Source organism: Nocardia alni, assembly GCF_019038435.1.
Classification (GTDB): Bacteria; Actinomycetota; Actinomycetes; order Mycobacteriales; family Mycobacteriaceae; genus Nocardia; species Nocardia alni.
This window is the reverse complement of record NZ_JAGPOX010000203.1, coordinates 1-13,835: the sequence shown is the minus strand read 5'-3', so window position 1 is coordinate 13,835 and position 13,835 is coordinate 1. Positions and strand designations below refer to the sequence as shown.

General features: G+C 68.2%; 10 protein-coding genes and 1 pseudogene. 8 read left to right on the top strand and 3 right to left on the bottom strand.

All coding sequences use genetic code 11. The annotated features are described in order from the left end of the window. The 8 genes from JZ791_RS40720 to JZ791_RS40685 form a co-directional block, all read left to right on the top strand. Nucleotides 1-1,151 (top strand): replication-associated recombination protein A (locus JZ791_RS40720; RefSeq protein ID WP_216902749.1); only part of this gene is annotated, 1,151 nt, incomplete at its 5' end. A gap of 375 nt (nucleotides 1,152-1,526) precedes the next feature. Continuing rightward, nucleotides 1,527-2,111 carry a Uma2 family endonuclease gene (locus JZ791_RS40715; protein WP_216902747.1) on the top strand — a complete coding sequence of 195 codons (585 nt, stop codon included), beginning with the start codon at nucleotides 1,527-1,529 and terminating at the stop codon, nucleotides 2,109-2,111. A gap of 93 nt (nucleotides 2,112-2,204) precedes the next feature. After that, nucleotides 2,205-2,813: a Uma2 family endonuclease gene (locus tag JZ791_RS40710; protein ID WP_216902745.1), complete on the top strand. Its 609-nt coding sequence runs from the start codon at nucleotides 2,205-2,207 to the stop codon at nucleotides 2,811-2,813. Nucleotides 2,814-2,824: 11 nt separating this feature from the next. Further along, nucleotides 2,825-5,488 carry an alanine--tRNA ligase gene (gene alaS, locus JZ791_RS40705; protein WP_216902743.1) on the top strand — a complete coding sequence of 888 codons (2,664 nt, stop codon included), beginning with the start codon at nucleotides 2,825-2,827 and terminating at the stop codon, nucleotides 5,486-5,488. Beyond that, nucleotides 5,488-6,051: a Holliday junction resolvase RuvX gene (gene ruvX / locus JZ791_RS40700; protein ID WP_216902741.1), complete on the top strand. Its 564-nt coding sequence runs from the start codon at nucleotides 5,488-5,490 to the stop codon at nucleotides 6,049-6,051. Before alaS ends, ruvX begins: the two co-directional genes overlap by 1 nt. Next, a complete protein-coding gene (mltG, locus tag JZ791_RS40695) occupies nucleotides 6,048-7,997 on the top strand; it encodes an endolytic transglycosylase MltG (protein WP_308163426.1) in 1,950 nt (649 codons plus the stop codon). Before ruvX ends, mltG begins: the two co-directional genes overlap by 4 nt. Nucleotides 7,998-8,001: 4 nt before the next feature. Next, on the top strand, nucleotides 8,002-8,856 hold the full coding sequence (locus JZ791_RS40690) for a shikimate dehydrogenase (RefSeq protein ID WP_216902751.1): 855 nt from the start codon (nucleotides 8,002-8,004) through the stop codon (nucleotides 8,854-8,856). 46 nt (nucleotides 8,857-8,902) lie between these two features. After that, complete coding sequence (locus JZ791_RS40685; protein ID WP_216902739.1) at nucleotides 8,903-9,388, top strand: B-4DMT family transporter; 486 nt, start codon at nucleotides 8,903-8,905, stop codon at nucleotides 9,386-9,388. Between the two features lie 337 nt (nucleotides 9,389-9,725). Here the strand turns inward: JZ791_RS40685 and aroB are convergent, their stop codons facing one another. The 3 genes and pseudogenes from aroB to aroC all read right to left on the bottom strand — a co-directional run bounded on the left by aroB (nucleotide 9,726) and on the right by aroC (nucleotide 13,797). Continuing rightward, the gene (gene aroB / locus JZ791_RS40680) at nucleotides 9,726-10,850 is read right to left on the bottom strand and encodes a 3-dehydroquinate synthase (protein WP_216902737.1); all 1,125 of its coding nucleotides are present in this window, start codon (nucleotides 10,848-10,850) and stop codon (nucleotides 9,726-9,728) included. A gap of 1,211 nt (nucleotides 10,851-12,061) precedes the next feature. Then, nucleotides 12,062-12,580: pseudogene (locus JZ791_RS45730) on the bottom strand (shikimate kinase); the annotation flags it as partial. Further along, entirely contained in the window at nucleotides 12,577-13,797 is a 1,221-nt protein-coding gene (gene aroC / locus JZ791_RS40670; RefSeq protein WP_216902733.1) for a chorismate synthase, read from the bottom strand. The pseudogene JZ791_RS45730 and the gene aroC, both read right to left, overlap by 4 nt. Between the last annotated feature and the right edge of the window lie 38 nt (nucleotides 13,798-13,835).

Below are 13,835 nucleotides of genomic sequence, written 5' to 3'. Positions count from 1 at the left end.
CGTCGGTGCTGTTGTACGGGCCGCCGGGGACGGGGAAGACCACGTTGGCGTCACTGTTGTCGCAGGCCACCGGGCGGCGGTTCGAGGCATTGTCGGCGTTGTCGGCCGGGGTGAAGGAGGTGCGTGCGGTCATCGATGTGGCTCGGCGGCGGTTGCTGGCGGGGGAGCAGACGGTGCTGTTCATCGATGAGGTGCACCGGTTCTCCAAGACCCAGCAGGATGCGCTGCTGGCGGCGGTGGAGAACCGGGTCGTGCTGCTGGTGGGTGCGACGACGGAGAATCCGTCGTTCTCGGTGGTCTCACCGCTGCTGTCGCGATCTCTGGTATTGCAGCTGAAATCGTTGTCCGAGGACGACATTCGCCAGGTGCTGCGCAGGGCCGCCGAGGATCCCCGGGGTCTGGGCGGCGAGTACACCATCACCGACGCGGCCTTGGATCACATCGTGCGGATCGCCGGGGGCGACGCGCGCCGAGCGCTGACCGCACTGGAAGCGTCGGCGGAATCCTCCCTGGACGGCACGGTCGACGTCGATCTGGTGGAGGCCAGCGTAGACAAGGCCGCCGTCCGCTACGACCGCGCGGGCGACCAGCACTACGACGTGATCAGCGCCTTCATCAAATCCCTGCGCGGCTCCGACGTAGACGCCGCCCTGCACTACCTGGCCCGCATGCTCAGCGCCGGCGAAGACCCCCGCTTCATCGCCCGCCGCCTCATGATCCAGGCCAGCGAGGAGGTCGGCATGGCCGACCCCACCGCCCTGCAAACCGCCGTAGCCGCCGCCCAGGTAGTCCAACTGGTAGGCCTCCCCGAGGCGAAACTGGCCTTGGCCCAGGCCACGATCCACATAGCCACCGCCCCCAAATCCGGCGCGGTAGTAGCGGGCATCGGCGCCGCCCTCTCCGACGTAGCCCAGGGCAAGGCCGGCGCAGTCCCCCCACACCTGCGCGACGGCCACTACGCCGGCGCCGCCGCCCTGGGCAACGCCCAAGGCTACAAATATCCCCACGACCACCCGGACGGCGTTCTGCCCCAACAGTATCCCCCCGACGAACTGGTAGGCGTCGACTACTACAACCCCACCGACCACGGCTACGAACGTGAGGTCGGCCCCCGCGTAGTCAAACTCCGCCGCATAGTCCGGGGCCGCTGAAAACACCCCCGCACTCCGCTGGACGTGCGCGATCCACAGGGCGGATGCGAGACAGGGGCCACTCGTCGTGTTCCAGTGCGCCGCGCCTGTAGCCAGCCCGAACGATGTCGGTGAGATCGCCGCCGTCGACGGGCCGCGCACCTGTCGATCGTGCCTGCGAACACGAGCCAGGCCCTCGGTAGCCAAGTCGCTCCGTGTCGAATGAGAGTGTCCGCGGTACACCTTCCAAACGGTCAATTCCCTGAAGGAATGCCCTGGTCAGCGCGTCGCACGGTGTGTCGGGGTGCGGATTGGCGACAATAGTGATCAGGCGCCGGAGTCGACGTACGGTGATCTCAGCAGTGGATCCCGGACCGGTCGCAGAACGGAGAAGCGATGACCATCATGGTGGATCAGCAGCAGTTGAACGTGGAGGAATTCGAGAAGCTTGCGATGAGCCTGGAGCGGGACGAGATGGGGGTCCGGCTCGAGTACATCGACGGAAGGGTGGGGGTCAAGCCGATGCCGGACGGGGATCACGATGAGATCGTCCAGTGGCTTTTGAAGCGTGTCCTCACATATCGCCGTGACCTGTCGGTTTATCCCGAACTCGGGCTGAAGATCGGGGCATACCGCAAAGGGCGCGCCCGGCCGGATGCGGTAGTCGCCCCGGACCGTTCCTTCGCAGGCCACGGTGAATGGAAGGACCCGGCATCGGTGCTCATGGTGTTCGAGGTCACCTCCAGCGACTCGGATACCGACCGGCGTGATCGGAAAGAAAAGCGAACCGCATATGCCGAGGCAGGTATTCCCATCTACCTTCTTGTCGATCGGGACGCTTGCGAGTGCGTTGTTTACAGCAGCCCGGTAGGCGGGACCTACCTCAGTTCGGTCTGCGTCGAGTTCGGAGTGCCAGTCGAGCTGCCCGCCCCCCTCGAATTCACGCTCGATTCCGAACCTCTGAAAGATCTGACCCGCTGAGTGTTCCGACACTCGACAAACCTCAGTTAGCAGCACCACACAGCGCTGGGAAGGGGATTGATGACAGTCGTAAGACGTAAGCCGCAGATGTTTATGGAGGATTTCGAGAAGCTCGCACTGTTTGCGAAGCATGAAGAGATGCCGATCTGGCCAGAGTTCCTCTTTGGCAGGCTTGGGTTCAAGGTTCCGTCGTACGGAATTCACGCTGAGATCCTGCGGTGGCTCACACAGCAGCTGCTCTCGGCTCGGAGCGACTTGCGCCTGTGCAACGGAACCGACATCGAGGTCGAGAAGGGGGGGACAGGCCGAGCTCATGCTGATGGAGTCCTTGCGCTGGACGGCGCGTTGGCCGGTTATGGAAACTGGGTGGGCCCTGCGGTCGCGTTGATGGTCGTCGAGATCACCTCCAACGACGCCGATACCGACCAACGGATTCGGGCGGAGAAGGTTACGGCCTATGCCGAGGCGGGTATTCCGGTCTACCTCCTGATCGACCGCGACGATCGTGACCATGTGGTGCACTACGCGGTCGAGGACGAGATGTACACCCGGACTATCCGGCGGAAATTCGGTCGTCCGCTCGAACTGCCCGATCCGGTCGGCCTCACCTTGCAGACCGAGGAGTTGGGACGGCTAACCCTTGGGCTGCTGACCAGCGCTCGACCCACTACCCCCGGAAACTCCCTGGACCCCGCCCGGTAGGCTGGATATCTGTGCAGACCCACGAGATTCGACGGCGGTTCCTGGACCATTTCGTCCGTGCCGGACACACCGAGGTGCCCAGTGCTTCGCTGATCCTGGCCGACCCCAACCTGCTGTTCGTCAATGCGGGCATGGTCCAGTTCGTGCCGTACTTCTTGGGTCAGCAGACCCCGCCGTTCGATACCGCTACCAGCGTGCAGAAGTGCGTGCGCACGCTCGATATCGAGAACGTCGGCATCACCACCCGGCACAATACGTTCTTCCAGATGGCGGGCAACTTCAGCTTCGGCGACTACTTCAAGCAGGGCGCGATCGAGCTCGCGTGGTCGCTGCTGACCGGTGGCGTCGAGGATGGCGGTTACGGGTTCGATCCCGAAAGGCTGTGGGTCACCGTCTATCTCGACGACGACGAGGCCGAGCGGATCTGGCTGTCGATCGGTGTGCCGTCCGAGCGCATTCAGCGCCGCGGCATGGCCGACAACTACTGGTCGATGGGCATCCCCGGCCCGTGCGGCCCGTGCTCGGAAATCTACTTCGACCGCGGCCCGGAATACGGGCTCGAGGGCGGGCCCGAGGCCGACGAGGATCGCTACATCGAGATCTGGAACCTCGTGTTCATGCAGAATGAGCGGGGTGAGGGCCGGGGCAAGGACGATTTCGAGATCCTGGGCCCGCTGCCGAAGAAGAATATCGACACCGGCATGGGCGTCGAGCGCGTCGCGTTCCTGCTGCAGGGCGTGGACAACGTCTACGAGACCGACCTGCTGCGCCCGATCATCACCAAGGCCGAGGAGCTGACCGGCAAGAACTACGGCGTCGAGCACGCCGACGACGTGCGCTTCCGCGTCATCGCCGACCACGCCCGCACCGCCGCCATGCTGATCGCCGACGGCGTCAACCCCGGCAACGACGGCCGCGGCTACGTGCTGCGCCGCCTGCTGCGCCGCATCGTGCGCTCCGCGCGCCTGCTCGGTGCGGATCAGCCGGTGATGGCCGCGTTCATGAAGGACGTCAGCGAGCTCATGGCCCCCTCCTACCCGGAGTTGGCCACCGATTTCCGCCGCATCGAGAACGTGGCGGTCGGCGAGGAGACGGCGTTCCTCAAGACCCTGACCACCGGCACGAAGCTGTTCGACGAGACGGTCGACGAGGTGCGAACCTCCGGCGGCAAGCGCATCTCGGGCACCGACGCCTTCACCCTGCACGACACCTACGGCTTCCCGATCGATCTGACCCTGGAGATGGCCGCCGAGGCCGGACTCGAGGTCGACGAGACGGGCTTCCGCACGCTGATGGCCGAGCAGCGCAAGCGCGCCAAGGAGGACGCCCAGTCCCGCAAGCACGCGCACGCCGACCTGACGATCTACAAGGAGTTCGTCGACCGCGGCGCGACCGAGTTCACCGGCTTCGACGAGCTGACCAGCGAGGCCCGGGTGCTGGCCCTGATCGCCGACGGTGTGCGGGTGCCCACCGCGACCGCAGGTCAGGACGTCGAGGTCATCCTGGACCGCAGCCCGCTGTACGCCGAGTCCGGCGGCCAGATCGCCGATCGCGGCACCCTCACCGCCAGTGGCACTACCGTGCGCGTGAACGATGTGCAGAAGATCGCCAAGATGCTGTGGGTGCACAAGTCCACTGTCGAACAGGGTCAGATCACCGAGGGCGACACCGTCCTGGCGCAGGTCGATCCGTCCTGGCGCCGCGGCGCCACCCAGGGCCATTCCGGTACGCACATGGTGCATGCCGCGCTGCGTCAGATCCTCGGTCCGAACGCCGTACAGGCGGGCTCGATGAACAAGCCCGGCTACCTGCGCTTCGACTTCAACTGGCAGGGCCAGCTGTCCGATGCGCAGAAGGCCGATATCGAGGCCGTCTCGAACGACGCGGTCGGCGCGGACTACCCGGTGAACACGTTCGTCACCGACCTGCCCAAGGCCAAGGCGATGGGCGCGATGGCGCTGTTCGGCGAGAACTACAGCGACGAGGTCCGCGTGGTAGAGATCGGCGGCCCGTTCTCGATGGAACTGTGCGGTGGCACCCATGTCGAGCACTCCTCGCAGATCGGTCCGATCACGCTGCTGGGCGAGTCGTCGGTGGGTTCGGGCGTGCGCCGCGTCGAGGCGTTCGTCGGCCTGGACTCGTACAAGTACCTGGCCAAGGAGCGCGCGCTGCTGGCCGGCGTCGCGTCCTCGCTGAAGGTGCCCTCCGAGGAGGTGCCCGGGCGGGTCGAGCAGCTGGTCGAGCGGCTCAAGGTCGCCGAGAAGGAACTCGAGCGGACCAAGGTGCAGGCCGTGCTGTCTCAAGCCGGGAAGTTCGTCGAGGACGCGCAGCGGGTCGGCAAGGTCCTGTTGGTCGCCGCCGCCGCGCCCGAGGGTGTCGGCGCGGGTGATCTGCGCACCCTGGCCACCGATATCCGTGGCCGATTCGGCAGCCAACCGGCGGTCGTGGTGTTGCTGGGCACGGCCGAGGGCAAGGTGCCGTTCGTGGTCACGGTGAACAAGCCCGCTCAGGAGTTGGGCCTCGGGGCCGGTGAGCTGGTCGCCAGCTTCGGCCCGAGCATCGCCGGGCGCGGTGGCGGCAAACCGGAGATGGCGCAGGGGTCGGGTTCGGACCCGTCGGGGATCGCGGCGGGACTGGCCGCGGTGCGGTCGCGGGTGGCCGAGCTGGCCGGGTGATGGACGCGGAGGCGTCCTCGGACGCGTCTGCCTCCGACCGGCCCGACGCCGCGACCGATCCGGGCCGTGGCCGGCGTATCGGCATCGATGTGGGCACCGTCCGCATCGGTGTCGCCTCCTCGGATCCGGACGGGATTCTCGCCACACCGGTGGAGACCGTGACCCGTGCGGCGAAGGGCAAGGGAGCTGCCCGGGGGGCGGCGGGCGGCGTCCCGGCCGACCTGGCCCGAATTGCCCAGATTGTGCGGGAGTACGAGGCCGTCGAGATCATCGTCGGGCTGCCCCGAACCCTACGCGGCGAGAACGGCTCGTCAGCGACCCTCGCCATGAAGTTTGCCGAGCAGTTGCATGCAGTACTTCCAGATGTGCCCATACGACTTTCCGACGAACGTTTGACTACCGTGACAGCAGCACGTGCATTGCGAGACAGTGGAGTTCGCGCGCGCGGGCAAAGGCAGATGATCGACCAGGCGGCGGCCATATCGATCCTGCAAGGGTGGTTGGACGAACGGAGTGCGGTGTTAAGGTCGGCCGGTGACGCAGGCGGCGGAGTGGACGCGTGAATGACCGCTGGGCCCGGGCTGAGGAGCGTATTCGCCAGAGCACCGAGGAACGGCGTTATCGTCGTGCCGATCAGGACTGGACCAATACCGGTAGTCATGCGATGCCCGGAAGGCATGCGCGACATGCCGCGCCGGATCCGGATGAGGGTGATTGGGACGCCTACGAGGACACGGGCGTCATCCCGCGATACGGCGAGGAATACGACGACGGTTATTCGAGCGCGGACTCGAATCGGTACGCCACCCATCCCGCCGACCAGCCCGGTGGTCAGGGCTACGCGGGAGCCGGAATGGGCGCCGGACAATATCCGACCGATCCGCATCAGGTAACTCAGCGTCTCCCCGGCGATTACGGCACCGGCGATTACGAGGTTCAGGGCGGTCGTCACGGATATCCCGCCGGACAACATTCGGGTGAGTTCGTGGCTCAGGACTACGCGGCCGACGACTATCCCGACGCCGACTATCAGGATGAGGAATCGTTCGCCCCGGCCGCACCCCCTCCCCGCCGCGGACCGCAGCGGCGTCGATCGGCGCGCGGTCAGCAATCGACGGATCCGGTGGCGCGCAAGCAGTCCGCCCGCAAGCAGGCGGCCCGGAAATCCGCTCGCGACACCACGGGCCGCAATCAGGTCGCCCGCGACGCCACGGGCCGTAACCGGGTGCGCGACTCGGGCGAGCAGGGCACGCGCCGCAAACGCGCGCGAGAAGGCGCAGACGACCAGACGACCGGACGTAACAAATCCGCCCGCTCGCGGCGTGCGTCCCGCGCGGCCTCGCGGAAGGCCGCCGAGCGTAAACGTCGTCGGCGCAACCTGCTGCTCATCGCCGCCGTCTTCGTGGTGCTGTTCGCCGTCGCGGCGGTGTACGCGGGCACCAAACTGATGGCTGTGCTGAACGGCCCCGAGGACTACGCGGGCCCGCCCGGCCCCGTGGCGGTGGTGCAGGTGCACCCCGGCGACACCGCCTCGCAGATCGCCCAGACCATGCTCGACAAGGGCGTAGTCAAGAGCACCGGCGCGTTTTACCAAGCGGCCGTGCAGAATTCGAATATGACCTCGGTCCAGCCGGGCTACTACGCGATCCCCACGCACAGCAAGGGCGCCGACGCGGTCACCGCGCTGGTCACCCCGGACTCGCGGGTGGGCAACGTGGTGATCTCCGAGGGGCGCCGCCTGCACGATTCGATCGATGCGAACACCGGCTCCCGCAACGAGGGCATCTATCGCAAGATCGCCGAAGCCAGCTGCGTCGGCACCGGCCCGGCCAAGAAGTGCGTCACCTACGAACAGTTGGATGCCGCCGGGGCCGGCACCGATCTGAAATCCCTCGGCGTGCCGTCGTGGGCCATCGATCAGGTGCGTCAGGTGCCGGATCACACCCGCCAGCTCGAGGGCCTGATCTCCGCGGGCACCTGGGATTTCGATCCGAGCGGCACCCCGGCGCAGATCCTGGCCCAGCTGGTCGCCGAGAGCGCGCACAGCTACGAGTCGACCGGGCTGCTCACGCCCAATCCGGCCATCGGCATCAACCTGACCCCGTATCAGATCCTGATCGCGGCCTCGCTGGTGGAACGAGAGGCGCTGGCCGCCGATATGCCGAAGGTGGCGCGGGTGATCGTGAACCGGCTGAACGTGACCATGCCGCTGGAGTTCGATTCGACGGTCAACTACACCCTGGACACCACGGCCGTCGCCACCACCGACGCCGACCGGGCCAAACACACCCCGTGGAACACCTACGCCATGTCCGGACTGCCCGCGACGCCGATCGCCTCGCCGTCGCTGGCCGCTCTGCGCGCGATGGAGAATCCGACGCCGGGCCCGTGGCTGTACTTCGTCACGGTGGACAAGCAGGGCACGACCCTGTTCACCGACAGTTACAGCGAACATCAGCGCAATATCGAAAAGGCCAGGCAGAGTGGAATTCTCGACAGTGGGCACTAGCGGCGTGCGGCCCGGCGAGAACGGCGCGGAGCCGGGTCGCGAGACCACCGCGCCAGGTACCCGTCGCGCGGCCGTGCTGGGCAGCCCGATCGCGCATTCGCGTTCACCGCAGCTGCATCTGGCCGCCTATCGGGCGCTCGGATTGGACTGGAGTTACGAGCGCGTCGAATGCACCGCCGAGCAGTTGCCCAGCCTGGTGTCCGGACTCGGCCCCGAATGGGTGGGGCTGTCGGTGACGATGCCCGGTAAGGTCGCGGCGCTCGAGTTCGCCCACGAGCGCACGCCCCGGGCGGTGCTGGTGGGTTCGGCGAATACGCTGGTTCGCACCCCGGCCGGGTGGCGTGCGGACTGCACCGACGTCGACGGGGTGCGCGGGGCGTTGCAGGGTGGCGGTATCGACAAGGTCGAGAACGCGGTCGTGCTGGGTGCCGGAGGCACCGCGCGGCCCGCGCTGCTGGCGCTGTCGGAGTTGGGCGCGCGCCACATCACGGTGGTGGCGCGCGATTCCGCGCGGTCGGCGAGCACGGTGGAATTGGCCGAGCGTCTGGGACTGTCGCCGACGGTGATCGACTTCGACGAGGTCCGGGTGCGTGCGGTGTGCGTCCGGGCCGACGCGGTGGTGAGCACGGTGCCCGCCCCGGCCGCCGCGAGCGTCGCCGAGGCGGTGGCCGCCGCGCCGGTCGTGCTGGACGCGATCTACGACCCCTGGCCGACGCCGCTGGCCCAGGCGGTCACGCGGGCCGGGCATACAGTGGTGAGTGGGCTGGATATGCTGCTCAATCAGGCATACGGCCAGGTCGAGCAGTTCACCGGAAAGTCCGCGCCGCACGCGGAGATGGCCGCCGCGCTCTCTCTGTAACGGGTTACAGTTTTTTCATCCGGTCCGGCAGGTTAGGGTGATCGACATGAATGCGTGGCTGTTACGCGCCGTTGTCCTCGGGGCGCTGACCGTTGTCCTGCGGACCCTGCTGGGTTTCGGGATGATCTACTGGCCGACCCAGGGCGGCTGGATGCGGGTGCTGTGCCTGATCGTGGTGATCGGCAGCGGTGTGGTCTGGGGCTTGGCCGACGGCCGGAGCGATCGCCGGGCCAACCCGGATCCCGAGCGCGGCGGCGCCGATCTGACCATGCGGTGGCTGAAGGCGGCGGTCGCGGGCGGTCTCGGGGCCGGGATCGTGTCCTGGATCCTGAACTTCGTCCCGAGCTTCGACCTCGGCGACAACGGCCTGCTGTTCGAGGTCACCGCCGGTGCGTCGTTCATCGTGCTGCTGATCTTCATCCCGTCCATGGTCGGCGTCGCCACTGGCCGGTACCTGGTGACAAGGGAAGCGAACAAGGCGGCGGCCCGGGCCCAGACACCCGCGCAGCCGGCGACGGCCAGCCACGCCTGAGCGGCCTCGCTAGGCCGATGCCGTCCCGGAAGTAATCCGGGACGGCATTTCTTCGTTCGGCCCGTCCTGTTCAGCAGATGGATCCCGGCCGAAAGCATGCCGGGATGACAGGGGTTGTTCTGGGGGTGGCGTGGTGGGTTGGGGTGGTGCGTGCCTGGATGGTGTGAGCTGGGATGACGTATGCCTGGACGAGGTGGGTTGGGATGGTGTGTGCCGGGGTGGCCCGGGTCGGGATGGCGCGTACCTGGATGGCGTGAGCTGGGATGACGTACGCCTGGATGACGTACGCCTGGATGACATGGGTCGATGGCTTGGGGGTGAGTTGGCTCAGCCCGGATTACAGCAGGACGGTTCCGTTGGTGGGGGCGTCCTCGCGGGCGATGGTGGCATAGGCGGCGGCCAGCAGGGACGGGTCGGGGCCTTCCAGGCGGCCGGGTTTGGCCAGGCCGTCCAGGACGACGAAACGCAGTACGCCCGCGCGGGTCTTCTTGTCGGTCTGCATGCTGTCGAGCAGATGCGGCAGCGCGTCGGCGTCGTAGGTGGTCGGCAGGCCGACGCTGGACAGCACCGCGCGATGGCGCTCGGCGGTCGCGTCGTCGAGGCGGCCGGCCAGGCGGCCCAGTTCGGCGGCGAAGACCAGGCCCACCGAGACCGCCGCGCCGTGCCGCCAGCGGTAGTGCTCGCGGCGCTCGATGGCGTGCGCGAGGGTGTGGCCGTAGTTCAGGATCTCGCGCAGGCTGGACTCCTTCAGATCCGCGGCGACCACCTCGGCCTTGACCTGGATGGCGCGGCGGATCAACTCCGGCAGCACATCGCCGGTCGGGTCGATCGCGGCCTGCGGATCGCGCTCGATCAGCTCGAGGATCACCGGGTCGGCGATGAATCCGGTCTTGATGATCTCGGCCATCCCGGCCACGATCTCGTTGCGCGGCACCGTTTCCAGTGTCGCGAGGTCCACCAGCACGGCGGCGGGTTCGTGGAAGGAGCCGACCAGGTTCTTCCCGGCCTCCGTGTTTATGCCGGTCTTACCGCCGACGGCCGCGTCGACCATCGCCAGCAGGGTGGTCGGCACGTGGATGACCTGAACCCCCCGCATCCAGGTGGCGGCCACGAATCCGGACAGGTCGGTGGCCGCGCCACCACCGAGGCTGATCACCATGTCCTGGCGGGTCAGGCCGATCCGGCCCAGCACCTCCCAGCAGAATCCGGCGACCGGGAGATCCTTGCCGGCCTCGGCGTCCGGGATCTCGATACGATGCGTATCGATCCCCTTGTCCGCCAACGCCTGTCGCACGACCTCGGCGGTCTCGGTGAGCGGCGGCTGATGAAAGATCGCGACGGTGCGCACGCCGGGACGTCCGGTCACCTGCTCGACGAGGTCACCCAGCAGCCCGCGCCCGATGATTACCGGATACGGGCTGGCGGTGCGGACGTCGATGCGAGTCGGCTCGGGGGAACTCATGCGGTCTGCTCCGATTCTTGTTGTGCTTGTGGGCGGCGTGCGCGCCGCCGACGGGACCGGCCGGAATGCGCGAGATCAGCGGGATCCCGTTGTGCCGCACCAGCGTCGGCGGAAGGTGAGGGGTGGGTGAACCGAGTGGTCGTCGCGCCGTCTGCCGCAGCGGTAGGGGCACTGCTCGAAGCGGTGAGGCCTGGGGTGTCGACGTGACCGGGTGCACCCGCCTGCGAGGGATCGCCGTGCTCTGCGCCGTGTTGTGAATCGGCTGCCGCCGCAGTGGAATTCGTGATCGAGGTAGGCGGCCCAGCCGGACGTCTGGCAGCCCGGGGCCCTCGCGCCCGGGAATTCTGTTGGGCGGCGCCAGTGTTGTCATGTGCACCGTCCGGGGGTGCCGAATCGCCGGGCGGACGCCGCGATCCGGTGCTGCGTCGGGGCGCGCCGGTCTTGTCGTAGGCCGTGTTGAGGGCGCTCGTTGAATTGTCCGATAGGTGTTGTGATCCGGTGACCCGTTGGCGGGCACCGGTCTTGTCGTGGCCGGTGTCGGAGAAGCTCGTCGAATCGCCGGACGAGCGTTGCGATCCGACGTCTCGGTGGGCAGTGGCGGACGCCTCGGCGCGCCCCTCGCCCATGGCAACCGAGGGGTCGGTGGATATGCGGCGCGATCCGCCCCGGCGCCGTCGCCGCGACGACCGCGAACGGGTCCGTGTCCCTTCGTGGGTGGCATCGTCCGATGGTCCACTGTTCGACCCGGAACTCGAACCGGACTGTGCCGCGGAACCGGATCGAGCCGTCTCGGAACCGCTCTGGGCGTTACCGGGACCATCGGCCCGCTCACGTGTCACGTGTTGATCGGAACCCGCGGCGCCCGCCGGCGTGGAGGTGGATTGTCCCGGTTCGGCTTCGACGCCGGACGTGGTGGAGTCCGGCGCCGTCGCGAGTGCGGCGGCCGCACCCTTCGAGCGCCGACGACCGCCCCGGCGAGAGCGGCGGGATTTGCGGGGCTTGCTTTGCGCATCAGCCGAATCCTGACCAGCGGTACTCGAATCACCTGTAGTGCCGCTGGTTTCGTTCTGAGTGGCGGAATTCGCGGCGGACGCGGTCTTCGCGCCGCCCCGGCCGCCCCTGCGCCGTCGCCGGGAGCGGCGGCCCGGACCCGTGCCCTCGGGAGAACAGTCCTGTGCGGCAACCGAGTTCGGCTCCAGCGGCTCCATACCCAGGCGGGTCAGGATATTGCGGACGACGCGCCCCGGACTGCGGCCGTCGGTGCGTACCCGCACGGAGGCGACCTCGCGGTACAGCGGGCGGCGGGTGCGCATGAGTTCGCGATACTTGGTTCCGGGATCGGCCCCGGCCAGCAGGGGGCGATGAGTGGCCGCGCCGGTGCGCCGAAGTCCCTCGGCGACACTGATTTCCAGATAGACGACGGTGCGCTCGCGCAGCAGTTCACGGGTGGCGGCGGACAGGATCGCCCCACCGCCGAGCGAGACGATGCCCGCTTCGGCCACTACCGCGCGGCGCACCACATCCTCCTCGATGCGCCGGAACGCCGGTTCGCCGTCGTTGCTGAAGATGTCGGGGATGGTGCGGCCGGTCTCGGCCTCGATGACCGCGTCGGTGTCGACGAGTTCCGCGCCGAGTTCCCGAGCCAGTTTACGGCCGATCGTGGACTTGCCCGCTCCGGGCGGCCCGACCAGCACCACGCAGACCCGGCCTGGGCCGGTGTCCGCGCTCATGAGACAGGGGAGGCTGCGACACCGCCCGAGGGGATGTGCGGACGCGCGGCAATCCGCTTCAGGTAGCCGTCGATGTTGCCGATGGTCTCGGACAGCGAGTCGCCGCCGAACTTCTCCAGCACGGCCTGGGCGACCACGAGCGCGACCATGGCCTCGGCGACCACGCCCGCGGCGGGGACCGCGCACACGTCGGACCGCTGATGGATCGCCTGCGCCTCGTCACCGGTGGACATGTCGACGGTGGACAGCGCGCGCGGGACGGTGGAGATCGGCTTCATGGCCGCGCGTACCCGCAGCGGTTCGCCGTTGGTCATACCGCCCTCGAGGCCGCCCGCGCGGTTGGTCGAGCGCAGCACGCCGTCCGGGCCGGGGTGCATCTCGTCGTGCGCCTGGCTGCCGCGCCGGCGCGCGGTCTCGAAACCGTCGCCGACCTCGACGCCCTTGATGGCCTGGATGCCCATGAGGGCACCGGCCAGGCGCGAGTCGAGGCGGTTCTCGCCGCTGGTGAACGAGCCGAGCCCGACCGGCAGACCCTCCACCACGACCTCGACGACGCCGCCGAGGGTGTCGCCGTCCTTCTTGGCGGCCTCGATCTCGGCGATCATCGCCGCCTCGGCCTGCTTGTCGAAGGCGCGCACGGGGGATTCATCGATACCGGGCAGATCGGTGGCCGAGGGGACGACACCGGCCGGTGCCGCGGCGGTGCCGATGGACACCACATGCGAGATGACCTCGACCCCGAGGGCCTGGCGCAGGAACGCGCGCGCGACGGCGCCGGCGGCCACGCGGGCGGCGGTCTCGCGGGCGCTGGCGCGCTCGAGTACCGGGCGAGCGTCGTCGAAACCGTATTTGAGCATGCCGGAATAGTCGGCGTGACCGGGTCTGGGTCGAGTCAGCGGCGCGTTGCGGGCCTGCTCGGCCAGTTCGGCCTCGTCGACCGGATCGGCGGACATGACCTGGGTCCACTTGGGCCACTCGGAGTTGCCGATCTCGATCGCGATCGGGCCGCCGAGGGTGCGGCCGTGCCGCACGCCGCCGAGCACGGTGACCTTGTCGGCCTCGAACTTCATCCGCGCCCCGCGCCCATACCCCAGCCGCCGACGCGCCAATTGCTCGGCGATATCGGCGGAGGTCACCTCGACCCCTGCCACCATCCCCTCGAGGAGCGCGACAAGAGCGGGACCATGGGACTCACCGGCAGTAATCCAACGCAGCACGCCCTCTATCTTTCCACGTCAACGCCACTCCCCGGACA

Excerpts from the sequence above, each read along its gene's own strand:
- JZ791_RS40715 (WP_216902747.1), top strand. The coding sequence starts at position 1,527 with ATGACCATCATGGTGGATCAGCAGCAGTTGAACGTGGAGGAATTCGAG.
- JZ791_RS40710 (WP_216902745.1), top strand. The coding sequence starts at position 2,205 with ATGGAGGATTTCGAGAAGCTCGCACTGTTTGCGAAGCATGAAGAGATG.
- ruvX (WP_216902741.1), top strand. The coding sequence starts at position 5,488 with ATGGACGCGGAGGCGTCCTCGGACGCGTCTGCCTCCGACCGGCCCGAC.
- JZ791_RS40685 (WP_216902739.1), top strand. The coding sequence starts at position 8,903 with ATGAATGCGTGGCTGTTACGCGCCGTTGTCCTCGGGGCGCTGACCGTT.
- aroB (WP_216902737.1), bottom strand. The coding sequence starts at position 10,850 with ATGAGTTCCCCCGAGCCGACTCGCATCGACGTCCGCACCGCCAGCCCG.